23 protein-coding genes are annotated in these 24,501 nt (G+C 49.2%); 17 read left to right on the top strand and 6 right to left on the bottom strand.

Going from position 1 to position 24,501, the window contains the following annotated elements:
• Nucleotides 1-169: 169 nt before the first annotated feature.
• The 4 genes from F4X88_03560 to F4X88_03545 all read left to right on the top strand — a co-directional run bounded on the left by F4X88_03560 (nucleotide 170) and on the right by F4X88_03545 (nucleotide 5,077).
• Nucleotides 170-970 carry a hypothetical protein gene (locus tag F4X88_03560; protein ID MYA55352.1) on the top strand — a complete coding sequence of 267 codons (801 nt, stop codon included), beginning with the start codon at nucleotides 170-172 and terminating at the stop codon, nucleotides 968-970.
• A gap of 115 nt (nucleotides 971-1,085) precedes the next feature.
• Complete coding sequence (locus F4X88_03555) at nucleotides 1,086-1,991, top strand: hypothetical protein (protein MYA55351.1); 906 nt, start codon at nucleotides 1,086-1,088, stop codon at nucleotides 1,989-1,991.
• Nucleotides 1,992-1,995: 4 nt separating this feature from the next.
• Nucleotides 1,996-3,957, top strand: a complete 1,962-nt coding sequence (locus tag F4X88_03550; protein ID MYA55350.1) for a hypothetical protein — start codon at nucleotides 1,996-1,998, stop codon at nucleotides 3,955-3,957.
• A 298-nt stretch (nucleotides 3,958-4,255) separates the two neighbouring features.
• Complete coding sequence (locus F4X88_03545; GenBank protein ID MYA55349.1) at nucleotides 4,256-5,077, top strand: TIM barrel protein; 822 nt, start codon at nucleotides 4,256-4,258, stop codon at nucleotides 5,075-5,077.
• A 45-nt stretch (nucleotides 5,078-5,122) separates the two neighbouring features.
• Here the strand turns inward: F4X88_03545 and F4X88_03540 are convergent, their stop codons facing one another.
• The gene (locus F4X88_03540) at nucleotides 5,123-5,974 is read right to left on the bottom strand and encodes a hypothetical protein (GenBank protein ID MYA55348.1); all 852 of its coding nucleotides are present in this window, start codon (nucleotides 5,972-5,974) and stop codon (nucleotides 5,123-5,125) included.
• A 108-nt stretch (nucleotides 5,975-6,082) separates the two neighbouring features.
• On the opposite strand from F4X88_03540, the gene modA reads away from it, so the two are divergent.
• Genes modA through modC form a run of 3 tightly spaced genes read left to right on the top strand, consistent with a single transcriptional unit; the run spans nucleotide 6,083 to nucleotide 8,661 of the window.
• Nucleotides 6,083-6,883 carry a molybdate ABC transporter substrate-binding protein gene (gene modA, locus F4X88_03535; GenBank protein MYA55347.1) on the top strand — a complete coding sequence of 267 codons (801 nt, stop codon included), beginning with the start codon at nucleotides 6,083-6,085 and terminating at the stop codon, nucleotides 6,881-6,883.
• Nucleotides 6,880-7,545: a molybdate ABC transporter permease subunit gene (gene modB, locus F4X88_03530; protein MYA55346.1), complete on the top strand. Its 666-nt coding sequence runs from the start codon at nucleotides 6,880-6,882 to the stop codon at nucleotides 7,543-7,545. The genes modA and modB overlap by 4 nt, the downstream gene beginning before the upstream one ends.
• Before the next feature lie 42 nt (nucleotides 7,546-7,587).
• Nucleotides 7,588-8,661 carry a molybdenum ABC transporter ATP-binding protein gene (modC, locus tag F4X88_03525; protein MYA55345.1) on the top strand — a complete coding sequence of 358 codons (1,074 nt, stop codon included), beginning with the start codon at nucleotides 7,588-7,590 and terminating at the stop codon, nucleotides 8,659-8,661.
• Here the strand turns inward: modC and F4X88_03520 are convergent.
• Complete coding sequence (locus F4X88_03520; protein MYA55344.1) at nucleotides 8,642-9,370, bottom strand: dephospho-CoA kinase; 729 nt, start codon at nucleotides 9,368-9,370, stop codon at nucleotides 8,642-8,644. The two genes, modC and F4X88_03520, sit on opposite strands and share 20 nt — an antisense overlap.
• Before the next feature lie 63 nt (nucleotides 9,371-9,433).
• Here F4X88_03520 and F4X88_03515 point away from each other — a divergent pair, with 63 nt between their 5' ends.
• The 5 genes from F4X88_03515 (at nucleotide 9,434) to F4X88_03495 (ending at nucleotide 15,034) form a co-directional block, all read left to right on the top strand.
• On the top strand, nucleotides 9,434-10,264 hold the full coding sequence (locus tag F4X88_03515) for an SDR family oxidoreductase (GenBank protein MYA55343.1): 831 nt from the start codon (nucleotides 9,434-9,436) through the stop codon (nucleotides 10,262-10,264).
• A gap of 62 nt (nucleotides 10,265-10,326) precedes the next feature.
• Nucleotides 10,327-11,916, top strand: coding sequence for a hypothetical protein (locus F4X88_03510; GenBank protein MYA55342.1), 1,590 nt, complete (start codon nucleotides 10,327-10,329; stop codon nucleotides 11,914-11,916).
• Between the two features lie 830 nt (nucleotides 11,917-12,746).
• Nucleotides 12,747-13,145 carry a VOC family protein gene (locus F4X88_03505; GenBank protein ID MYA55341.1) on the top strand — a complete coding sequence of 133 codons (399 nt, stop codon included), beginning with the start codon at nucleotides 12,747-12,749 and terminating at the stop codon, nucleotides 13,143-13,145.
• A 221-nt stretch (nucleotides 13,146-13,366) separates the two neighbouring features.
• Nucleotides 13,367-14,404 carry a Gfo/Idh/MocA family oxidoreductase gene (locus tag F4X88_03500; GenBank protein ID MYA55340.1) on the top strand — a complete coding sequence of 346 codons (1,038 nt, stop codon included), beginning with the start codon at nucleotides 13,367-13,369 and terminating at the stop codon, nucleotides 14,402-14,404.
• Between the two features lie 87 nt (nucleotides 14,405-14,491).
• Nucleotides 14,492-15,034 carry a hypothetical protein gene (locus F4X88_03495; protein ID MYA55339.1) on the top strand — a complete coding sequence of 181 codons (543 nt, stop codon included), beginning with the start codon at nucleotides 14,492-14,494 and terminating at the stop codon, nucleotides 15,032-15,034.
• Nucleotides 15,035-15,063: 29 nt separating this feature from the next.
• Here the strand turns inward: F4X88_03495 and F4X88_03490 are convergent, their stop codons facing one another.
• Nucleotides 15,064-15,375 (bottom strand): zinc ribbon domain-containing protein, encoded by a 312-nt coding sequence (locus tag F4X88_03490; GenBank protein MYA55338.1) that lies wholly within the window; start codon nucleotides 15,373-15,375, stop codon nucleotides 15,064-15,066.
• A gap of 211 nt (nucleotides 15,376-15,586) precedes the next feature.
• Here F4X88_03490 and F4X88_03485 point away from each other — a divergent pair, with 211 nt between their 5' ends.
• Genes F4X88_03485 through hisA form a run of 3 tightly spaced genes read left to right on the top strand, consistent with a single transcriptional unit; the run spans nucleotide 15,587 to nucleotide 18,658 of the window.
• Nucleotides 15,587-16,945, top strand: coding sequence for a sugar ABC transporter substrate-binding protein (locus tag F4X88_03485; GenBank protein ID MYA55337.1), 1,359 nt, complete (start codon nucleotides 15,587-15,589; stop codon nucleotides 16,943-16,945).
• Nucleotides 16,946-17,005: 60 nt separating this feature from the next.
• On the top strand, nucleotides 17,006-17,905 hold the full coding sequence (locus F4X88_03480; protein ID MYA55336.1) for a sugar ABC transporter permease: 900 nt from the start codon (nucleotides 17,006-17,008) through the stop codon (nucleotides 17,903-17,905).
• A 45-nt stretch (nucleotides 17,906-17,950) separates the two neighbouring features.
• A complete protein-coding gene (hisA, locus tag F4X88_03475; protein ID MYA55335.1) occupies nucleotides 17,951-18,658 on the top strand; it encodes a 1-(5-phosphoribosyl)-5-[(5-phosphoribosylamino)methylideneamino]imidazole-4-carboxamide isomerase in 708 nt (235 codons plus the stop codon).
• Between the two features lie 7 nt (nucleotides 18,659-18,665).
• On the opposite strand, the gene F4X88_03470 is transcribed toward hisA, so the two are convergent.
• Entirely contained in the window at nucleotides 18,666-19,826 is a 1,161-nt protein-coding gene (locus F4X88_03470) for a hypothetical protein (protein ID MYA55334.1), read from the bottom strand.
• Between the two features lie 338 nt (nucleotides 19,827-20,164).
• On the opposite strand from F4X88_03470, the gene rfaE2 reads away from it, so the two are divergent.
• Complete coding sequence (rfaE2, locus tag F4X88_03465) at nucleotides 20,165-20,665, top strand: D-glycero-beta-D-manno-heptose 1-phosphate adenylyltransferase (GenBank protein MYA55333.1); 501 nt, start codon at nucleotides 20,165-20,167, stop codon at nucleotides 20,663-20,665.
• A gap of 4 nt (nucleotides 20,666-20,669) precedes the next feature.
• A complete protein-coding gene (locus F4X88_03460; GenBank protein ID MYA55332.1) occupies nucleotides 20,670-22,040 on the top strand; it encodes a glycosyl hydrolase in 1,371 nt (456 codons plus the stop codon).
• A 46-nt stretch (nucleotides 22,041-22,086) separates the two neighbouring features.
• Here F4X88_03460 and F4X88_03455 read toward each other — a convergent pair whose 3' ends face one another.
• Together F4X88_03455 and F4X88_03450 are read right to left on the bottom strand one after the other, a co-directional pair.
• Nucleotides 22,087-23,046, bottom strand: coding sequence for a Gfo/Idh/MocA family oxidoreductase (locus tag F4X88_03455; GenBank protein ID MYA55331.1), 960 nt, complete (start codon nucleotides 23,044-23,046; stop codon nucleotides 22,087-22,089).
• Nucleotides 23,047-23,121: 75 nt separating this feature from the next.
• Nucleotides 23,122-24,501 (bottom strand): efflux RND transporter permease subunit (locus F4X88_03450; protein ID MYA55330.1); only part of this gene is annotated, 1,380 nt, incomplete at its 5' end.

Here is a 24,501-nt window from a genome sequence, read left to right as displayed (position 1 = left end):
CCCCCCCCCCCCCCCCCCCCCCCTATTTTTTACACCCACCCCCCCCCTCCCCCCCATTCCTCTACGCCTCGTGGGCTCGGAGATGTGAATAACACACAGATGGGGGATTGGGGATTTAGGGGGTTAATGCCCTAAGAATACCCTCTTTGGGGGTGGAGGAAACATTCTTATGACTTCTGAAATCTACACGCGCCAACAATTTACAAGGTTTCTATGCCTCAGTATTTTGCTCCTTTCGGGATGTACAGAACCACCGGACGATATATTAACGCCTTCTGCGGAAATAGAGTCTGTTTCTACTTTGAATGATGTGCCTATTGCAAACTTGGAAGAAAGAACATTTTATAGACTTCAAGAGGCGTTTCCACCTCCGATTTTAGATGAGAACTTTAAAACACTTCAAGCCCTTGCAAACTCAGATATCTACTTAGCGTTTCTCTCTCGCGTTTCCAAGCAGGGAAAGCCCTTTCAAACCTTCGATGAGCTCCTTGAAACAACGCCGCCGGAGGCTAAAAAGAAAATTCGTCCTATTTTAAAAAAACATCTGGTACATCTCGCAATTAATGATCAAGATATAGCCAACTTCCATAAACTTGCTACTGTACATCAAGGCAGAACTATCCTTATCTATCTCAACATCCATCAGAAACGCATACCACCGCATCTAAAAGAAGCAGAAGCTGACGCAGTTAAAAATGCACCACTTTTCAGATGGTTGCCCCCCCAAGAAATCCAGCCAAACATAATCCAAGCTTTTTGGAAAGATTTTTCAAAATTTGTTGAAGACACTACCGAGACAGCAAAAAAAAACACGCAAAAGACCTTGCATGAATATGGACAAGACGACGGACTCATTTGGCTTGCAATTCAAGAACCCAGAATTTTCGGAATTATTTTTAACACTTTCAGAGACCCCTTAACAGCCACAGATTTTCTCCGTTGGGCAGATCCAGAAAAACAGGAAAATTAGCCAGAAGAACTCCGATTCCGTAACGCAACATCCATTTCCTTAGAAAGTCACAGTTGTGTCTCACACCTAAATCTTTTTCATTGACCGCCCTCCGGGTTCATGCTAAACTAAACGCATGAACGTTTTCATCCAAATCGGACACGGCATGGTCGGTGCCGCTGTTATCTCAGGTTTATGTATTTGGCAAGCAGGCAGTTTCGGTGAAGCGAGACACACCATCAGCATCATCGGTGCGATCGCCATCGCCATTGCGAGTCTTTACCTCCTGCGGAGCCGTTGGATTCGATGGGGCAATCGTCAGACATGGCTCAAATACCATCAACGGCTCGCCTCGTTAGGCTTGTGCTTGGTGCTATTTCATTCTGCATTCCAACCGCTGGTGTGGCACTCATGGCTTACCTTTTTGCTCGCTTTGTCGAACTTAGGCACTGGCATCGCTGTGAGTCTGACCGCTCGTGGTGCGCGCCGAATTCTGCTCCGATGTCATCTCATTCTTGCCCCGATTCTGCTCGTTAGCATTGTGTTCCACGGACAAAAGAAACTGGAGCACGACGAATTCTTCCCCCTCACAGAAGTTCACGATGTGCCTTGTGCGAGATGCCATACACCGGAACGCCTCCTGTTCCATGTCAGCACAACGTTTCCTCAAGATTTGGATACGTCAGAGACCATTCCTGAAGACTTGCACTTTTGGTTCTTACAAAATGATAGCAGGGTACCCGAAACCTCTCCTGTTGCTATCAAAGAAACAGGAAACGCATGGACAATCACAGATACTAAAAACAATCGCACCTATCATGTGCTGAGGGTAGCAGATCAGATTGCTATTTATGCCGATTCTGACTATGGAAGTTACACCTGCCTCAAATGCCACGTGCATAACACAGAAGAAATTCAGTTAGTGCATGAGCTGCACGGTGTCACCGAAGCCCATAGGTGTTTCGTCTGTCACCAGACCGAAATTGATGGCACGCGTTATGGACGACAGCGTTTCGATTGGGAATACGCGCCGCACCGGTAAAAATATGCCAAATAACTTTCGTAGAGCAAGTTTTGGAAACCCGCAAGCTTCGCCAAAAGTCAGCATTCGCGCTGTCCTCCTCGCACTCCTCATCACCATCCCAAACTCCTACTGGCTCATGATCAACTGGGGTCCCAGTGGTTATGGCACAGGTCAGAGTTTCCCGACTGTCTCCACGGTTTACTTCAACGTCATTTTTGTTGTGCTCATCTTGATGGCGGTAAACCCTTTGCTCCGAGCCATCGGGAAAAATGCGAGCCTCACCGATGCCGAGTTAATGGTGGTCTACCTACTCGTATCCATCGCCTCCTCCCTCGCTGGACACGATACCCTCCAGATACTATGGCCCCTGCTCACGTATCCCATCTGGTTCGCGAGTCCTGAGAATGAATGGGGTGAACTGTTCCTTCGGCACATGCCCGATTGGCTGACCATCAAAGAACGGAACGTGCTGGCAACCTTTTATCAAGGGGACGACTCACTTCATACCGTCCAACACCTACAACTCTGGATGTCCCCTGTGCTCTGGTGGTCGGCTCTCATTATCGTGCTAACGTGTATGATGCTCTGTATCACGATCCTCATTCGACACCAATGGGTGAACCACGAAAAACTCAGCTACCCCGTCATCCAGATTCCTCTACATTTGACGGAAAATGGGGGACGCGTCCTCCTGAGCAATCGGCTATTTCTGTTAGGAGCTGTGCTCGCAGGCGGGATAAACCTTCTGAACGGTCTCCACTTTCTATTTCCAGTCGTGCCGGGATTAGGAGGGAGTCTCTACAATTTAGGACAGTATTTTCAGACAAAGCCACTGAACGCCATCGGTAGACTGCCCATTGCCGTCTATCCGTTCGCTATCGGGATGAGTTTTTTCATTCCGTTGGAGCTCTCGTTCTCTATCTGGTTTTTCTATCTCTTCCACAAAATGACGCGTGTCTGGGGCACCATGGCAGGCATCGGACACCTTCCGGGATTCCCATTTCTCGATGCACAATCGTTTGGGGCATGGTTCTGCTTAGGCATCTCTGCAATATGGCTCACCCGAAAATTTATCGCGCGACAGGTGAAAAACGCCTTCCGAGGCAGTAATGGGAAACCCGACACACTGGATACACCTTCAGCACACATCCGATACGCGATTATCGGGTTAATACTCGGCGGCATCTTCATCCTTGTGTTTTTCAAAAGCACAGGCACACCGATCTTCAGCATTCTCGGCTATTTTACGCTCTTCTTCGCGTTGGCGATTGCCATTACCCGTATTCGTGCTGAAGTTGGACCTCCGGCACACGATGTGCCGTGGCGACCAGATAAAGTCCTTGTCTCCTTTCTCGGCACCCGCCGCATTGGTGCAGAGGGATTAACCACGTTTAGTATGTTTCACGGTTTCAACCGATCCTATCGTTCGCATCCGATGCCGATTATGTTGGAGGGTTTCAAGGTAGCACAAGTGCGCGGGCTATCGCACAACCGCTTTATCGTTGCCATCATCTTGGTGACCATCGTCGGGACGATTTCATCGGCGTGGGCATACTATGCACAAGGGTATCACTACGGGGCGGCAGTCTATGGTGAGCAGGCGCAATGCCGTTGGACCTATGAGCAGCTGAAGCAGTGGCTCATTAACCCACAATCCATAGATGTCGGTGCGGTTTCCGCTTCCAGTGGTGCGATTGCCTTAACAACGCTTCTGATGATGCTACGCCGCCGGTTCATCTGGTGGCCCTTCCATCCCGCAGGCTATGCCTTGTCACTTAGTTTTTGGAATACGAGTTGGTATTGGTTCTCAATCTTCTTGTCGTGGGGGATAAAAGCGATTCTCTTCCAGACAGGTGGACTCCGCACCTATCGGCGCGCGATGCCGTTTTTCATAGGTTTGGTGATTGGCGAATTTCTACTCGGCGCCATCTGGACCCTCATCGGTATCACCTTAGAACGCCCCATGTACCGTTTCATGTTTTAATTTTTTAATTATTCCTTGCGGTTCGGTCAGATGGATCGTAGACATTCATCTCCCTCTCCGTATATCCGCTCTCCATTTCATTACGAGCTACGGGCTCTGGACAATTTTTAATTTTACCAAAGTTTGGACAATTATCAGTCAGGCACGTTGAAGCAGCGTGAAATCCATGTTTCTGAAAACTATACCTCTTTGCTCCAGTGGAGCAATATGTCTATAGAAAATGGTATGTTTCAATAACTGCACTCCAGCGGAGTGCTATGTCTATAGAATGTTTTAGACCACCAAAGGGAAATACACAATGAAACTCAGTTGCCTCCCCGTCTCTCTTTATGACGACATTTTCACAGAAAAAAGCACCGTCGCTGATTGGATTCAGCTCGGTGCGGAATTAGGGTTGGATGCAGTCGATTTCAGTATCAAATTCTTTCCAAAACGCGACACAGAAACGATAAATAACACACGCGCTGCCCTCGAAAAGTTCAACATAGAGGCGTGTATGATCGCCTGTTACTGCGATTTCACACATCCCGATGCAGCGCAACGCACACAGGAGTTAACCGACCTGAAGGCAGACATCGGACTGGCAAAAGCGTTGGGGGTAAAATTTATTCGGGTGACAGCCGGACAAAACCACCCCGACACCGAACGCGAAGCAGGCGTGCGTTGGGTGACAGACGGATTCCGTCGTGCCCTTGACGAAGCGGAAAAGCACGGTATCACCCTCGCATACGAGAATCATACCAAAGGCGCGCCTTGGGATTACTGGGATTTCTCACAACCGACAGAGATTTTCTTAGAAATCTTAGATGCGCTTGCCGATACACCCCTCGGTGTCTGCTTCGACACTGCGAATCCGCTCGTCCTCGGTGAAGACGTCCTCGCACTTCTGGAGAAAGTCCTTCAACGCATCGTTGTTATGCATATCTTCGACCTGCGGGCAGTTAGGATATTTGAACCCGTCCGCGTCGGCACGGGTGCCTCACCCATCCAACCAATTTTCTCGCGCTTGAGACAAGCGGGTTACGAGGGTTGGTTCAGCATCGAAGAAGCCAGCCGTTCCGGACAACAAGGGTTTGAAGCGTCAATCGCCTACGTCCAAAATGCTTGGGAATACGCATAGGAGTTACAGAGGCAACAGATGTTTCCTACTGACAACCGAAAACGATTACCCGCGCGAGGGTTCTTTCATTCGCTCGCGTGCTTGGCGCGAGAGTTCAGCGAGATGCCCATCGTTTGCCCGCACCTGTTCAAGGTGTATCCACCGTTCAGGTGTCGCTGTGCGTATCATTTTCTCGCCATACTTCCGATCGATCCAGAAACGTGAAGATCCAGAGATATAGGCTTGCAGTGCATCCAGTTTATCATGAGGATAGCGTTGACAGAGATTCATCGTAAACATCCGTCGCCGCCCGCCGCCCCCGAACGCGGCATGTTTGGTGTTATGGTTAAACAGAACCAGATCCCCCGGGGTTGTCTCAAAGACCGTCGCGGGGACATCCTTACCGTGTATTTCCCAAAAGTCTTGACTTTTGCCAGCCTGTTTAGAGAGTGCATCCGCATAATTATCACCAAAGAGATGACTTCCCGGAATAACGCGAAGTGCGCCCGTATGGCGAGTCAGTGGGTCGAGATAGAACGCGATCTTGATGTGCATCGGATCTTCCAACTTATGTCCGCCATCCGAGTGCCACCCCGTATCCCCGACATAGAAGTTTCCGTCGCTGCCCATGTAGTTGAAATCATCCCCCAGCAACGCCTTCGCGATCGCTAAAATCCGTGGATCGTCTAAGAGTGATGATAACTCTTCACTCTGATCAATGAACGGCACAATGCAGGAACGGGCAGTGCCTTCGTGCGGTTTACCGTTATGTCCACCGCCGCGCTCTTCCCAGACAGCTTCAAAAGCATCCTGAATTGCCGTAATCCGGTCCGCCATCAATTGCGGAAAACTGAGATAACCGAACGTCTTAAAAAAATTAAGCTCCGACTCGGTGATGCTGAAATCGTGCTGATTCATTTTTCTAATTTTCCTTATTGTGGAGTTTACCAAAATAGCCCTATTTGAGATCCCGATTGCTTGACATAGTTTAGCAGCTGTGTTATCCTTGTCAAGAGTTTTTTGTGAATGAAGGGATATGTGATGGTCAGAGTCATCAGAGGTTGTGTTGCGATCGTTTTGCTGATGCTGTTAATGATGCTTCCAGGGTGCACACAGGAGGGGCAGGAACAGACGGCGTTGAACGTGTTCGCAGCAATCAGTTTGACGGATGCGCTTGGCGAAATTGGGACAGCATTTACAGCGGAAAATGGCGTTAAAATTTATTACAACTTCGCCGCGTCTACGACGTTACAACGCCAACTCGAGAAGGGGGCGACAGCCGATATCTTCATCTCAGCAAGCCCACGCCAAGTCGTTGCCTTGGAAACCAACGGGCTGCTCGAAGTCGAAAGTCGTAAGGATTTGTTAACCAATCGGTTGGTGCTCGTCTCTGATCAAAGTGCTGGGATTTCTGTGGAAACGCTGACGCATCTTGCTATACCTGAAATTTCGAGAATCGCTATTGGGCATCCCAACATAGTGCCCGCTGGCACTTACGCCAAAGAAGCCTTGACTCGCTTTGGATTATGGGAGACGCTACAGTCGAAATTCGTCTTTGGGACAGATGTCCGCGCGACACTTGCGTATGTAACCGCCGGGAATGCGGATGTAGCGATTGTCTATAAAACGGACACAACACTCACCCAACGCATAAAAGTGCTTTATCAGTTACCGCTTGAAACCTATACACCGATCATCTATCCTGCTGTCGTTATGAAGGGTAGCCCCCACAAACAATTGGCGCGTAGATTTATGACTTACCTACACTCCATGGAGAGCGGTGAAGTTTTTGAAAAACACGGATTCACGTTCTTGGTCCTAAAATGAAGATTACCCCCGCCGAAGTTACCGCCCTCTTTTTATCTATAAAAGTTGCGTTGTTCAGTCTCGTTATAATGTTTCCACCAGGGTTATTGATCGGTTGGCTACTCGCAAAACGCACATTCCCAGGAAAATCTTTCCTCAACACGCTTGTGATGTGTCCGTTGGTGCTGCCGCCTATCGTCAGCGGATACTTACTCCTTATCCTATTGGGCAAACATGGGATCATCGGTGGATTTATCTATGAAACTTTCGGTATAGAGATCGTTTTCTCGCAGTTGGCTGTTATTATTGCGGTCTCAATTATCTCATTTCCGCTGTTAGTGCGGGGTATCGTGACAGGGATGGAGTCTGTGCCGTTGGAGCTTGAAAATGCGGCACGGACGCTTGGCGCATCTCCTCTGAAGGTGTTTTGGACGATCACATTTCCGCTTGCGCATCGCGGAATTATCGGTGGCACGATTCTCGGTTTCTCCAAAAGTCTTGGCGAGTTTGGTGCGACAATTATGGTAGCAGGAAACATCCCCGGCAAAACCCAAACAATGGCGTTAGCGATCTTCAGTGCTGTCCATCTCGGAGAGGATGCCTCTGTCTATCGATTGGTGTTTATTTCAACCCTTGTTGCCTTCATAGCACTCTGGTTAACGGAACGTTTCACGCTCCGATAGGCGCGCGATTCACCTCATCGAACCGCAAGGAATAATTAAAGAATGGCAGATAGTCCCAAAATCAAACTCGATTTCCGCAAAAGCCTCGGTAATTTTACCTTACGGGTCAATTGCACGCTGGAAACAAAAGTTTCAGCGTTTTTAGGCGTGTCTGGCAGTGGTAAAAGCACACTTCTCAATTGCGTGAGCGGCACGTTGACCCCGGATGAAGGTGAAATTACTTTTGGAGACGAGATCCTTTACGCCTCTGCTGCTGGCATTAATCTACCGCCTGAAAAGCGGCGGTTCGGCTATGTCTTTCAAGAGGGTTACCTGTTTCCGCATCTCACGGTTGCGCAGAACATCCGATATGGACAACCGAATCCCCGAAAATCTTCAGATGCGATAGACGTTCTCGAAATTTCCGAACTGCTTCAGCGGTATCCGAAGGAACTCTCTGGGGGTCAACGTCAACGGGTTGCAATCGCACGCGCCCTGGCGATGGAGCCGCGAATGCTCCTGATGGATGAACCGCTTGCTGCGCTTGATAGCGCGCTAAAAGATCGAATTATACCCTATCTGCGCCACATTAAAGAAGCCTTTGAGATACCCATCCTTTATATTACGCACACCTTTTCCGAGGCAATGGCACTCGCTGACGAAGCCTTCCTCATTGCTGATGGCGAAATTATGGCGAACGGTGAACCGCACCGGTTGCTAACTGCCCCTTCCGCGATGCCCATTGCACAGATGACGGGTGTCGAAAACATTCTATTCCTTCCAGTGACGGATTCAAACAAGGCACGCGGTTTGACTGCGTTAGAAATCGGGAGCCAGTCTCTTATTATACCTTATATTGATGTTGAAGTGGGGGAGGTTGTTCCGGTCGCTATCCGTGCTGAGGATATTATTATCTCGCTTGAACCGGATATCTCGGTGAGTGCACGCAACATATTACCCGGAAAAATTCAGTATCTTGATGTGAGGAGCGAACGAACGTGGTTATCTATTCTCGTTGAATGGCATCATCTTGCCGTGAAAATCACGCACGAAGCACGGGATCAGTTGCAATTGAGGGAAGGCTCAGAGGTTTATTGTGTTATGAAGGCGAGTGCGATTAATATTCTTTGGGATTAGTTCTGCTCTGAAGCTGCTCCCAAAGCGCATCCACTTGTCTGTGAAGTTCTTCAAGCGTCCCTTCGTTCTCTATAACAACATCGGCATACTTGACTTTCTCCGTGACCGGCATCTGTGAATCAATCCGCGCTTGAACTTCGGACTCGGTAAGCGGTCTCCCCTGTGCGATGCTGCGTTCCAATGTGCGCCGCAGCTGCGTTTCTGACGAAGCCGTCACAACGACAATCAGATCGACAGTGTCATACGCACCCGCTTCAATGAGGAGTGGAGCGTCCAGTAGCACGACGCACATGGGGTCTTCCGTGACGAGGTGGCGTGCCTGTCCGCGTGAGCGTTCGATAATCAACGGATGCAGGATACCGTTCAAGCGTTCCCGGGCGGCTTTATCGTTAAAGACGATGGCACCGAGTTTTTTTCGGCTCACATCCCCGGATGCGTCGAGAATGTCCTGCCCAAACGCCTCCGTGAGTTCCCCGATAACAGGACTGTCCGCCTTGAGGAGTTGATGTCCGATTTCATCTGCATTGATCGGGATTGCCCCTTTTTCTGCAAGCAGATCTGAGGCTGTCGTCTTCCCGCACGCAATCCCGCCTGTGATTCCCACGATGATGCCGCGTGCGCGGTCTGTTGTTTCCGTTTTCATAGTGTGAGTGTATATCACACGCTGAAATTTGTCAATGTGAATGGTTCTGCCAATTTCAATTGACACCTACGACCGCTTCTGCTATGATGTTAACTTACTACATCTATTTCATTCGGAAAGGGAAGATTCATGGGAAGATTAGAGGGCAAAGTCGCAATCGTAACGGGTGCCGGTAGGGGACACGCCGAGGCAGTCGCAAGACGCTTCGCAAAAGAGGGTGCCGCCGTCTCCATCTCTGATGTGATGCCAGTGCAGGCGTTAGAGGCGAAGGTCGGCTCAGACATTAGAGCCGCCGGTGGGGACGTGATCTGTTTTGAGACCGATGTTTCACAAGAAGCACCTGTCGCTGAGATGGTCGCCGCAACCATCGAGAAATTTGGCACCGTCGATATACTCGCCAATGTCGTCGGTATCGCAGGACCCACAAAGGATGTCTGGGACATGACTTTGGAGGAATGGAGACACACGCTTGAGGTCAACCTCGACTCACTGTTTATCTGTTCTAAAGCCGTCCTCCCAGAGATGATCCGCAAGGAATACGGGAAAATCATAAACTTCAGTTCTGGGACCGGCAAACAACCGCTTTCGCATAGGGCACCGTATGCGACCTCAAAGATGGGGGTCATTGGTTTCACACGCACACTCGCTGCGGATGTCGGGCGTTACAATATCACCGTCAACGCCATCTGTCCGGGCTGGCATGTAGAGCGAAGCCTTGAACTCGCCAGAGGTAGAGCCGAATACATGAACAGACCCTTCGACGAAGACGCATTACGGGAGCGATACGGACGGACGAATCCGAAAAGCGTAATCGCCGGAAGATGGTGTTCGGATGAGGGGTATAGCGATAAGGGGTCAGGGTCAGAGGACGCTGCGTCCTTGGCAGTCTTTCTCGCCTCAGAAGATTCCGCGAACATGACAGGCCAAGACATCAACACCGGTGGCACAGTGATGTGGTAGACGTAGGTAACCCCCAGAGTTCTGAAGACAAACAGGCAAGGACTTAACCGGAAGAAAAAGAGATGAGAACATTTGGAACCCGAGGCACTGTGCACCCCGACCAGCACTATGTCGTTACGCGCACAGCAGAGGTGAGAGATTTCATCAACCGTATCAAAGAGGGACGGTACATCGTTCTTTTCGCGCCGCGCCAAACTGGAAAGACGACCTTCTTTCGATGGGCACTTGATACACTCACAGCCGAGGAACCCACCTACTTCCCGATTCAACTGGATTTTCAAATACAGCGTAACACGTCTGCCGCCACTTTTTACGCAAGGCTCTACCAGATGATGCGTTGGCAGATCCAGTTTGTTTTCCAAGAACGCGGCGAGGTGCCTTCTACGGCGTTAGCGCGATTTTTAGAGGGCACGCAGTTGACCGATGCTTTTTCAATGGTAACGTTCTTTCAACGATTTGGGAATCTACTGGGGGGTCAGCGGGTCGTCCTTCTCATTGACGAGTTTGATGGCATTCCGCAAGCCCTTGTGAGCGATTTTCTATATGCACTTCGTCACATCTACTTGTCTGATATGTTTCTATGCCCACACAGCGTCGGTATTGTCGGTGTCAAAAGTATAACACAGCTTGATTATGACCGATCCATCTCACCCTTTAACATCCAAGATGAACTTCACTTGCCCAATTTCACACGTGAACAAGTAGGTGAGCTCTTCGGACAGTATACTGGAGAAGTCGGGCAAGCCTTCGCGCCGGAAGTCGTAAAATCTATTCACACACAAACCGCCGGACAACCCTTTCTTGTCAATCGTACCGCGCAAATTCTCACCCAGGAACTGGACATTCCCAAAATTGAGACAATTACGATGGCACACTTCGCGAAGGCATACGAGCAACTGCTTGCGGAAGATAATACCAACCTGGCACATCTCGTGACAAATATCCGCAGGGATCGCCGCTTTGAAACCCTCCTCATGGACATCCTGTCGTATGAGGAAGGGATACGCTTCAATCCACGCGATCCGCTCATCAGCGAACTCGCCACCTATGGGGTTATCGTCAAAGGGACAGATGGAACGTGTGAGATTATCAATCCGATTTATCTGCATTGCATCATAGAGGCGTTCACACCCACCGTGAATGGATTGGAACGAGACTACTTCGCAGAAGACAATAGCAACGGATTCCGCAATTACCTCACCTCCGAAGGGCAGCTTGAGATGCAATCTCTGCTCGATAACTTTCGAGATTTCATCCTACGCGTAGGGTTCAAGATTCTACAGGTCCCAGAAACCCCGCAGGAATATGTGGGGCGGCACCTCCTCCTTACCTACCTCGATTCGTTTGTCAAGGCAGTGGGAGGCGTCATGGCTTTTGAAGTCGCAACCGGTGCCGGCAAGATGGATCTTCTTATCCTCCACAATCAGCGAAAATACATTGTTGAGACAAAGATTTGGAGAGGCAACATCCGTTATGAGGCAGGAAAGAAACAACTCGCCGCTTATCTCAAAACGGAAGGGGTCGGCGAGGGGTACTATGTTGTCTTCGATCATCGTCGGCATCCAGAACAGCGTATCCAGACGGAAGTCGTGGACGGTGTGAAGATTCGGAGTTATGTCATTCCTGTGATACAAGAAACCCCTTCCGCTTGAATTTAAACTGAATTCAAAAAGAAAGAATTCTGTCAATGGATTTGTGAAGAACGGAAGGATCCTGCCGACTTTGTAAATTTTAGTGTAATCTCAGATATTCTTAAGGACTTTCGGAACGTCCATACCCGAAAAGAGGGAAACTCACAAAAAGTCAAGTTAAACGGGCGGTAGAGAAGGTGGTGTTCGGTAAGCACAGTGATGGAACTGCTCTCGGATCCTCAAGGTCAGAAAATCGTTCAATTTCTTACAGACGAGTTTTTTGAGAAAATTAAGGATGCGTTTTAGGATTCTTCTTGTCAGGTTGAATGAATAGAAATTCCTGAACCGAGTTTCTATCTTGCAAACGCATATACGCGTCCGAGAATTGAGTGGGTTTGTCGCGACGCGGTTTATTCGCCGCCCCGCGTTGAATCGCCAAAGGCGATAATGGAGGAACGCTAATGTGTAAGGATCCAGTGGAAGACATTCAGCAAGCCAAAGCACGTCTCGTCGCTATCTTCGGTGACTTGGAGACCTATATGGAATTCGTGATATGACGACAGGAAAAGCGGATGAAACAAGGCGTAAAATACGCTGACTTCTGCCGAACTCGCAACAAAAAACCTAATCGGTAAACGGATTTGTCGTTCATTTGCAAAATGTTACACTTTCCACCAAATTATTTTTTTCGCAAAGAAAAATCGAAAAAGAAACGTCTATAAACCCGCATCACCACTGGGTTTATTACCGATGCCTTCTATACACTAAATGTTACACTGGTGTAACATTTTTCGGACTTACGCAATCTTTTAGTATTCGCTCCATCGGGCGAATTCGAGGTAAATTATATTATGAAAGTTAGAGTAACCGCCATTTTTGTTCAAGATCAGGAAACTGCGTTAAAATTTTATACTGAAAAATTGGGATTCGTTAAGAAGACGGATATTCCCTTAGAAAATGGTGACAGATGGCTTACGGTAGTCGCAAAAGAAGAACAAGACGGACCGGAACTTTTGTTAGAACCATTATCTGGTAACCATTTTGGACCCGCCGAAACGTATCAAAAAGCTTTATTTGATGTAGGGCTTCCATATACCCAATTCAGTGTGGAAAACGTTCAGGAAGAATATGAGCGATTAATCAACCTTGGCGTCGAATTCAGTGTAGAGCCTACTAAGATAGGAACAACAATTTTTGCTATTTTCAATGATACTTGCGGAAACAATATTCAGATTGTAGAAATTGAGTGAGGGTGGTTCATTATTCGCAGCATTTTTGTAGCGCAAACCGCTCGTTTGCGGACCGATATTCGCGTTTCAGACAAAAAAGTAACGCCACGCAAATATCACCCCGCCTTTTACTTTCCGACAAAATATCGACAGACCCTACTTCAAAATTATCACTTGACATCTTTCCCAATTGCTGCTAAAGTAGAGAGTGTGATTCAAAAAAATGGAAGGAGCAAAAATAAGTGGCACAAGACACAATTAAAGTCGGGGTTATCGGTGCAGGTGGCAACACAAAATCACGACATATTCCCGGACTCCAAGCCATCGAAGGCGTTGAGATCGTCGGGGTCTGCAATCGGAGTCTGGAATCCTCACAGCGGGTCGCAGATGAATTCGGTATTCCCAAGACTTACGGCAATTGGCAGGATGCGATCGCCGATGCGGATACCCATGCGATTGTCATCGGGACATGGCCCTATATGCATTGCCGGGCTACCATCGCGGCACTTGAGGCGGATAAACACGTGATGTGTGAGGCGCGGATGGCGATGAACGCCAGAGAAGCGCATAAAATGCGAGAGGTCGCGCGTCAGAAAACACATCTCATCGCGCAGATCGTTCCGTCGCCGATGACATTGCGGGCAGATAATACCATAAAACGCCTCATCGCTGACGGATACATCGGGGATGTGCTTGCCGTGGAAGCACGCGCAGGCGGCGCGTTTTTGGACAGCGAGGCACCGCTCCAGTGGCGACAGGATTTTGACCTCAGTGGTCTTAACATCATGAGTATGGGAATCTGGTACGAGGCATTGATCCGTTGGGTCGGAGAAGCGACGCGAATTATGGCGATGGGAAAAACCTTCGTCAAGATGCGTCCGGATGCCGACGGTGTGATGCGCGCTGTGCGGATTCCTGAACATATCGATGTCGTTGGGGATCTTGAATGTGGCGCGCAACTTCACATACAGGTTTCTAATGTCGCAGGGTTAGCAGGCGCGCCGGAAGTTTATGTCTTCGGCAGCAACGGAACTTTACGTTTTTCGGGGAACCAACTTTACGGCGGACAAAAAGCGGATACTGAACTCACCGAGATTGATATTCCTGATTCAGAGGCGGGCGCGTGGCGAGTCGAGGAAGAATTTGTGAACGCTATCCGTGGCGAGGAAGTTATCACACACACTGACTTTGATACGGGTGTGAAATATATGGAATTTACGGAGGCGGTCACGCTGAGTATGCAATCGGGGACCGCAATTACCTTGCCCCTTCATATTTAGAACGGGTTACGGCACAACGGCGTGTGCCTACTACCTTAAAAGTTACGGCACAGCAGCATATACCTGCTACCTTGGAAGGAGAAACGTTTGACACTCGGAGAGCTTTTTGATCTTTGTCAAGACATTGAACTGCGGCAAGCGAAGCTCTATGCCTCCCTCTCGTTGCACTTAGGGAGTGTTGATGAACGGATCGCGCGATTTTGGGAACAGATGAGCACAGAAGAATGGCAACATTACATTCTCGTGGACTTCGGACGATCTGTGTGTGTGGATGCCTTCGGGATTGATGCCCCTGTGACAGAATTATCCGACCTCCCAGTTCAGCAAATTACGGACGCTCTGGATGCCCACGAACAGAAGGTCGAGAGTGGAGAGATTTCGCTCGATGAAGCCTTCGCAATCGCAATCGCGATTGAAGGCAGTGAGGCGGATGCCATCTATATGTATCTCCTCTCTATCATGCGGAAGGCAATAGAACAGGGCAATCAGCCGTATCTGATCGACCGGATTGTGCAAGTCGAGAAGGACATGGTATCACATGTAGATGGGTTGGTAAAGGCGACACAGAAGTTTGCGAAGGATAATAACCTCATTCGGAAGGCACATCGTCTAAAAGCAGAACACGGTTAAGGCATTGCTTGAGATTACGAGTTCAGTTTCTAATCGGTGGACGTGCTCTTTGATTCGCCACTCGTATCGGTTTTCTTTTCTTTTTTCCCGCTTTTGTCCGATGAAGTGCTTTTATCTGACGACTCATTTTTATCCTTCTTCGCTGATTCTTTGTAGCCCTCACTGCGGTAGTCCGTAATGTAGAATCCGGAGCCTTTGAAAATCAATCCGGCACCAGCGCCGATGAGTCGTTTCACTTTGCCATTGCACTCCGGGCATTCCTCGATGGCGGGGGCGGTAATACCCTGAAACCGCTCAAATCGGTTGTCGCATGCGAGACACTTATACTCGTATGTGGGCATATAGAGTTACCCTCCTTTTTGATATATTTTGCAGACAGAACTCCTTTTTCGTAGGCGCGAGTGTTTTTACGTGGGGTTTCTGCGGATTTCCCATACTCGCGACCTCTTCCTCTCCAAACAAAAAGTTTGTTGCTAAAAAGACTGTATTCTGATAAATTTTAATCGTTACGCGTGCAAAAGTCAAGCGATTTTTTTCTGATCGGAGTTATCTATGTTTCGCCTTCCTATTGATTCCGAGAGTTTTCCACTCGGCAAGGGACCGATGGTCATGTTGGTTCTGTTCCTGATTTCTACGCTTTTCATTTTCGGACGGACGGAGGAGGAAGGTGAGAATCTCGAATTCTGGATTTTCGCGAACACCCACTACGAAGAATACCAGGCACGCGTCCCCATCTTTGAGGCACAGAACCCAGGCATCAACGTCCAACTCATCAATTTCGGTAACACCATGCACGATAAACTCCTCGCTGCGATGTTATCCAACTTTGGTGCCCCGGATCTCGTTGAGGTTGAGATTACATCCATTGGTCGGTTTCTTAAGGGAGCCATCGACGAAGTAGGCTTTGTTGATTTGCGTCCCCGTTTAGAAAGCGAAGGATGGATGGAGAAATTGGTCGTCAGTCGCTTCACACCCTGGTCCTACCGCGGTCGGATTTACGGCATCCCGCACGATTTACATCCCGTCATCCTACTCTACCGGGATGATCTCTTTAAAGCCGCTGGTGTTGAAATGACAGAAATTGAAACATGGGACGACTTCATCGCTGCCGGAAAGCAGGCGACTCGCGATCTTGATGGCGATGGTAGGATTGACCAATACGCAATCGTGTTGGATCGGCGCACGGAGAGCGACTATTTCAGTTTACTCCTCCAACAGGGCGGAGGATTTTTCGACGAAGAGGGCAACGTCATTATAGACAGTGAACTCGCGATCGAAACGTTGGAATTCTTCACGGCGTTGTTCAATGAACATAAAATCGCTACCCCAGTATACGGCACATGGCACGGGGATCCGAGTAATTTCGCCGCGATGCAAGATGGCAAGATTCTCTCTATCCTTGCGCCGGATTGGTATGTTGGCATTCTCAAGAGTCAGGTGCCGCAGATGTCCGGTAAATGGAAGGCGATCAGCATGCCTGCGTGGCACCCCGGGGGTCGGCGAACCACAACGCGCGGGGGAACCATGATCGGGATCACGAAGCAGTGTGAAAACCCGGATCTGGCGTGGGAAGTGCTCAAGTTTACCTATTTTGACCGCCCCGGTCTTGTCAACCGCTATGAGACGACCCGCATTATTCCGCCGCTCAAATCCGCATGGGATGCCCCCATCTTTAAGGAACCTGATGTTTACTTGGGGGGACAGCAGCTGGGAGCGTTATTTATCAAATTGGCACCCGATATGCCAGCGCGGTATCAGAACCCCTACTGGTCGGAAGGGGCAGATCTCCTCAACGATGCAATTTTCGCTGCTGTCACCGAGAAACAGACACCGAGAGAGGCGTTAACCGATTTGGCAGAAAAAGTGCGAGCCCTGATTGCCAAGGATAGAGGCAGATGGGGAGACCTGTAAATTCCGCAAAAGACATTTAGAACGTAGCCTGAAACGCAGTGGAAGGAATAATTAAAAAATATGAAGCAGAAACGCACAACAAACCTGCTTTGGAATCAACAACAGAAAATCGCTCCCTATCTTTTTATCGCTCCATTTTATCTGCTTTTCGTCATTTTTATGGGCTATCCGCTTATTTCGTCACTCGTGATGAGTCTCTATGAAATGCGTGGATTCCAAAGTCGGATATTTGTCGGCATTGGTAACTTCACGGATCTGTTCGGCGACCCAATCTTTTGGAAATCGTTACGGAACACCGCCTATTTCGCAGTAGGCACGCTTACCCTCCAACTACCGATTGCGCTGCTGTTAGCGATCCTGCTCAACTCCAAATTCGTCAAGGGAAAGAATTTCCTACGTCTCGCTTTTTTCGCACCCGTCCTTGTTGCAGGCGTTTTTGTCGCGATTATCTTTAACCTCGTCTACGACCAGCGGGCAGGTTTAGTAAATCAGGAATTCGTCCTCTTCGGCAAAGAGATCGGTTGGTTAAACGAGGAGAAATACGTGATGCCGGCGGTCATCCTGACAGGTGTTTGGCAATGGGCGGGATTCAATATGATCTATTTTTTAGCGGGATTACAAGGGATTCGGCAGGAATTGTATGAAGCGGCAGCCGTTGATGGTGCCAACTGGTGGCAGGCGTTCATCCATGTCACGCTCCCCTCCTTACGACCCGTGATAGCCTTCGTTTTCGTGGTTTCGATGATAGGCTCGCTCCAACTCTTCGACCTTCCGTTCATTTTGACAAACGGGGGTGAACCTGCGGATGCCGGCTCGACGATCGTCATGTATCTCTACAAAAATGGATTTCAGTTCATGCGTCTCGGCTATGCGGCGACGATCGGATGGGTACTGTTTTTCATTATTGCGGTTATCTCAATCGTCCAATTGAAATTGCTCGGTATTTTCCGAGATGAATAGTAGTAGGCACACGCCGTTGTGCCGTCAACTACGGAAGGAAAGACTTTGTATATACTACCCGCCATCGATCTTCGCGGTGGAAAATGTGTGAATTTAGTGCAGGGGATCGCCTCGCAGGAGACGATTTTCTCGGATGCACCTATAGAAATGGCACTGCGGTGGCAAACCGAGGGTGCGGAATACTTGCACCTCGTGGATCTGGACGGCGCGTTTCAGGGTGAATCGGCGAACCTCCACATCGTCAGCGAAATCGTTTCTGCCCTTGATATTCCTGTCCAGCTGGGGGGAGGTATCCGCAGTATGGCGCAATTAGAAGCGGTTCTGACATTAGGCGTGGATCGCGCCATTTTAGGAACGGTTGCACTCAAACAACCGAGTCTCGTGAAACAGGCGTGTGCCGAATACGGTGCGCGTGTCGCTGTCGGCATTGATGCCAGAGATGGAAAGGTCGCCACGGACGGATGGTTAGAGGTCTCCCAAAAATCTGCCGTCGAATTTGCTGTAGAGATGCCGGAGGTCCAAACGCTTATCTACACCGACATCAAAAGCGATGGGATGCTCAAAGGTCCCAATGTTGACGCAACGGCTGATATTATTGATGCCATCCCTGCGGATGTCATTGGTTCGGGGGGTGTCACATCGCTTGCTGACGTTGAGGCTTTGAAGCAGATCGGTGCCAGCGGCGCGATTATTGGACGTGCTTTGTATACCGGTGACCTCGCCCTGTCAGATGCGATTGCTGCTGCACGTTAGAAAAACATCACGCCACACCCGTCACAACCCCAATTCCTATGCGCGATCCCATCTTTTTCACTTCAAACCGCGTGCCAACCTCCATCACCAAGGGTAGATCAAGCGTAAGAGAGACGTGTGCATAAGCCCCTGGTGTAAGCAGGGAGAGACTTGGCGGAAGTTTTAGATGCGCTGGCATGTCAATACCCCATAAATGGATGTCAGGTCTATCGTTTTCTACGAGCGGGATGTGGGTGCTGCTCTCTTCATGTGTCAGCAGATAGATGAGTGCGGTAAATTCGGAATGTGATTTGACGGTCTTCGGTGTACAAAGCACCTGTCCAATAGACAACCAGTCGGGTTCAGATTCAACGCATACTTCATCCTCCGTTATGCTGAGAACCCGCGTCTTAATTCTATCCCCTTTGCCCACAACATCTATCGCTTGTCCCACAGCGAGTTGTCCCTGCACAATATCGCCGCGCACGGACACACGCTCCTTCATTTCCGCAGCGATTTCATGGATTGGCATGATAAGCGGTAAGTGTGCTGTGTCCACGGGGGCAGGCATTGCCCGATTCATGGCGAAGATAAAGTCAACAATCGGTTGCCACTGCGCAGAGGTAATGCTGTCTCCCCTGTAGTCTAATGCTTTGCGCGCGTCCCCAACAATTATTGGAGCCGTATCCTCATCCCAACCACACCCGTTCAGCAGCTCTCTCATCTCTTGTTGGCAAATGTCTATCAGTTCATCGTCATTTGGAATGCCATCTGTATTCAGAAAGGATAACACTGTCGGGAGATGTGTATGATTGGCAAGACGCAGGTGTGCTTCGGAGTCAGGTGTAACCCCTTCAACCGCATTTACGATCCATATTGCGCTATGGATTGCGGGAGAACCGCTGACGAGCATTTTGACCACATCAATGTGTGTCTCGCAATCGATGTGGGTGTAAAGTTTACCACCGGTTTCATACGCGATCGCACGGTAGGTAATGCCAACCCCTTCTCGGATTGGGTGACTGATTGGGATTTGTGCTTCAAAATCGCTATCGCCGTTTGTGTGGATCGCGCCGATTCTCGCAACAACTTTCGCTATCGCCGCTGTCAATGTTGTTTTGCCGTGTCCGGGGGCACCGAGCGTGCAAATAGGTAACCCACGATGTGTCTGTTCTTTTGGATCTGTCATCTCTTTCCTCCTAATTTGGTGTATTTTTTTTATTGCAATTTCCACTGCATTGTAGCACGAGGTCAGGAATTCAGCAATATAGGAAAAACTTGCCAAGCGGTCTGATGCGTGTTAGACTATTAATGCTTAGGTCTTACCCATTCATTCAAGCAAGCAAAGAGGATATCCACGTGAAATTCGTGACAAAAGTATTAGTGTTCATGGTACGTTTTGCATTAGAGTTTCTCCGTCTCCTGCTTCGAGAAGCGGGGGCCGGGGAGCGCAAATGGAGAGCGAGTGAGAAGCGCCGAATCAGGAGAAACCGTTGGTAATTGGGAAAACTGCCACTAAATAGAAAAATGTTAAACCATAAAATTTATCATCGCAGCAAACTTGCCTCTATCCTTAAGCAAGCGAAAACAGACGGCAACGTTGTTGTCACGACCAACGGTTGTTTTGATGTCCTACATTTGGGCCATCTCCGTTACCTTCAGGCGGCGCGCCAGCTTGGGGATATGCTCGTGGTAGCCGTCAACAGCGATAGTTCAGTCCGACACCTCAAGGGTGAGAATCGTCCACTCGTCCCTGAAGATGAGCGCGCAGAAATGCTCGCCGGGTTAGAATGTGTTGATTACGTCGTTATCTTTCCAGAATTAACACCAATTTCCTTACTCTCCGAACTCAAACCGAATATCCACGTTAAAGGTGGCGACTATCAATTGGAACAACTCATTGAAAGGGATGTCGTTGAGGCAAACGGGGGTGAGGTTATCGTCGGTTTGAACGTTCCCGGTAAATCCACAACCAATCTCATCGAAGTGATATGTGAACGCTATAGAGATACTGATAAGGAAAATTAAAAATATGCAGATAAACGATTCATTGCGTCCCATTGATCTGAAGTCCCAGCTTGAGAGGCTTTTTGAATGCTCAGGTCAAAAGATTTTAGCCATAGAAGACACATGGCTCCCCGAAAACGGAACACCTGTGTTTACGGTCGCTGGGACCTACACGACACGCGGCTGGACCGAGTGGACCCAAGGGTTTCAATTCGGCTCCGCTATCCTTCAATTTGATGCCACCGGCGATGAACAGTTCCTTGAGATCGGTAGACGGAACACGGTTGAGAAAATGGCACCCCACGTGACACATATCGGTGTCCACGATCACGGGTTCAATAACGTCTCTACCTATGGTAACCTCCGGCGTTTGATGCGTGAGGATGTGATTCCGTGGAACGATAGCGAGATGGATTTCTATGAACTCGCCCTGAAAGCCTCCGCTGCCGTGCAGGCGAGTCGCTGGACGCGTATTAGTGATGGGACAGGATATATCGCTTCCTTCAACGGACCGCATTCACTCTTCTCAGACACTATCCGGTCTTTGCGAGCTTTAGGGCTTGGACATACCCTCGGTGCCGTGCTGATGGGTGAGGGGGATGCCGCTATCAGCCTACTGGAACGGTTGCTTCACCATTCGCAGACGACAGCGACCTATAACGTCTACTACGGCGAAGGACGTGATGCGTTCGATCTGCGTGGACGGGTGGTGCATGAATCTATCTTTAATACGAACGATGGGAACTATCGATGTCCAAGCACGCAGCAGGGGTATTCACCCTTTACGACGTGGACCCGCGGGCTTGCATGGATTATTACGGGGTATGCAGAGCAACTTGAGTTTTTTGACACATTGCCGGCAGATATGCTTGAACCTTACGGCGGATATGAACTGGCGACTGCACACATGCGCAAAGCCGCGGAAGCCACTGCGGATTTTTATATTGAGAACACAGCACAAGATGGGATTCCGTATTGGGATACCGGTGCACCCGGTTTAGCGGAACTCGGTGATTATTTGGCAGTCCCTGCAGATCCCTATAACGATTTGGAACCCGTGGATAGCTCCGCAGCGGCGATTGCGGCGCAAGGCTTAATTCGACTCGGCAACTATCTCAGAAAGCATGGCGAGTCGGAGGCTGGAGATTCCTATTATCAAGCAGGTTTAACGGTCGCGAAAACGCTCTTCGCTGAACCGTATCTTTCTGAATCCGAGACACATCAAGGGTTATTGTTGCATTCGGTGTATCACCGTCCGAATGGCTGGGATCATGTGCCAGAGGGCAGGAAGATTCCGTGTGGCGAGGCTTCCATGTGGGGAGATTACCATGCCCGCGAACTCGCAGTCCTCTTATGGCGGGAGATAAATGAAAAACCGTATCTGACGTTTTTCTAACTTCCATGTAGCAGGCTCGCTTCGCAAACGCGCCTACTCGGATAAGTCAGAGAGCCATCGGTTCAACCTGTCCTGATTCCAACGAACGGTTCGCCGCGAGTGTGGCAGCGAGAGACTTGACAGCATCGGCGTAGGGCGAAATGACCAATCCTTGGTCGTTGGCTTCAACTGCTTTGATGAACTGCTCAACCTGTCGGAAGTAACCAGCTTCCGTGCCGGTGTAGTCGATCGCCTCACCGCTGATTTGTCCGCGCAATCCGAGGTCAAGCGTGAGTTTGAGATAGAAGTCATCGCCGACCAATTCGGTTGCGAAATGGTCGTGTGCGCGTGCAACACAGGTACTCGTGATACTGCCTACCGCGCCACTCTCAAACTGCATATTACAAACGGTGCACTCCTCAAAGTCAGCGATACCCTCAGAAACCCCCTTGATACCGTAGGCATGGACATTTGCGACATCGCCGAGGAAGTAGCGGATGAGGTCGAAAACATGGGTTGTCTGTTCGACCATCTGTCCGCGTGAGACCTCGTATTTTCCCCACCACGGATGCCCCGCCCCCATCCTTGTGAGAAACCGTCCGATCCCCATTGTGAGTTGACGATCACCAACGAGTTCCTTTGCTTTCGCTGTGATGTCGCTGTAGCGCGCCATATAACCGACTTGGTTGATAACGCCTGCAGTGGCAATCGCATCGCGAGCGTGTTGCGCGGTTTCCAGATCCTGTGCGACGGGTTTGGCGACAAAGACAGCTGCGCCAGATGCCGCTGCGTCAGCCACCTGCGTCGTATGTGCACCGGGTGGGATGCAGATGAATACGACATCGGGTTTCTCTGTCTGTAGCATTTCATTGTGGTCGGTGTATGCTGTCGCATTTTCTTCATCAGCGATAGATGCGACGCGTTCGGCATTTATATCGCAGACTGCTGCAATCCGACGTTCGAGTTGGTTGAGGCTTTGGCGGTAACTTCTGGTGATACCACCAACACCGATAAAAGTAATTTTCATGTTAATTTCCTATCTATTTTGTAGAATGCGAAAGTGGATAAAATGAGATTCCGAGATTTCGCTCTACGTTTCTGTTTAATCATCTGCAGGAACTGCCACCCTCGACAATTCTTCGTCTGAGACGGGACGGAAGCGTGCTTCTGGGTTTTTCAGGAATATCCTTCGGACATCGGTTGTGATGGCATATAATCCCGGCATCACGAACAGCGTCATCAATGTTGCAACAGCGAGTCCGAAAATGATGGTATATGCCATCGGCATCCAGATAGGCGACTTACCACCTAACCCGATTGCCATCGGAATGAGTCCGAAAATCGTCGTCACCGTGGTGAGAACAATTGGACGCAATCGGAGACTACTGCCTTTCAGAATAGCGTACCACTTGTTATACCCCTTTTCTCGGTACTTGTTCATGAAGTCGATAAGAACAATTGAATCGTTCACCACAATCCCCGCGAGTGCAACGATACCAAACATAGCGACGATACTAAGCGTCGCATTGGAAAGGAGGAGGCCAATCATCGCCCCGATCATACCGAATGGAACAGCAAACATAATGATAATCGGTTGTATAAACGACCTGAATTGTGCCCCCAATACAACATAGATGAGCAATAGCCCAACAATGAACAACTTCCACAACTCGGAAAAGGATTCTGTAATTTCATCAAAAACCCCTCGAAAATCGAGGTAGTATCCCGGATACAAAGATTCTATATCAGCAAATGCGCTGATGAGTGATTGATTCACTTTAAAGGCAGTCGTCTTTTCTCTATTTACCGAGGCATAAACCGTAATTGCCCGTTCTCCCTCGAATCGATGGATATCTGCATATCCCTTCTCCTCCACAATGTCCGCAACATCCTTGAGTGGAACAATAGCACCGGTGGGTGTTGCAATCAAGAGGTTATTAAGTTCAGCAAGATTTGTAAGGGCATCCTCCTCATATTTGACGATGACATCAATCGCTTCATCTGCTTCACGATAGGTTGTCGCTTTCGCCCCGTCAATCGCTGTCCGAACGGTTTGTGCAACCTGAAACGTCGTTAATCCATATTGATATGCTTTTTCCTGATTCAAGGAGATGTGCAGTTCAGATTTTCCGATACTGAAGTCATCTCGGATATCGTAAACGCCATCTATCTGAGATAGGGCTGTCTTAAAAACGCCGGTGAGTTCAGTCAGATTCTCAAATCTCGGTCCTTTTACTTTGACGCTCACATCTGCTACTTGTGGTGCACCGCCGTCCTGTGTGACGAAACTCAACCGCGCAATTCCACTAATGGTTGTGGTTTTCGTCCGTAGTTCTGCGATGATCTCATCCACACCACGGGTGCGTTCTTGCTTGGGTGTGAGCTCGACGATGACCTCTCCTAAATTTGAGCCATAGGTAACACTTCTTCTTACCAAACCTGACATAAATGTGTGTAAACCGACATTGCTGACGACCGCATC

This window comes from Candidatus Poribacteria bacterium (assembly GCA_009839745.1).
Taxonomy (GTDB): Bacteria; Poribacteria; WGA-4E; order WGA-4E; family WGA-3G; genus WGA-3G.
Note: the sequence above shows the minus strand (reverse complement) of the source record. Positions and strands in the feature narration are given on the sequence as shown.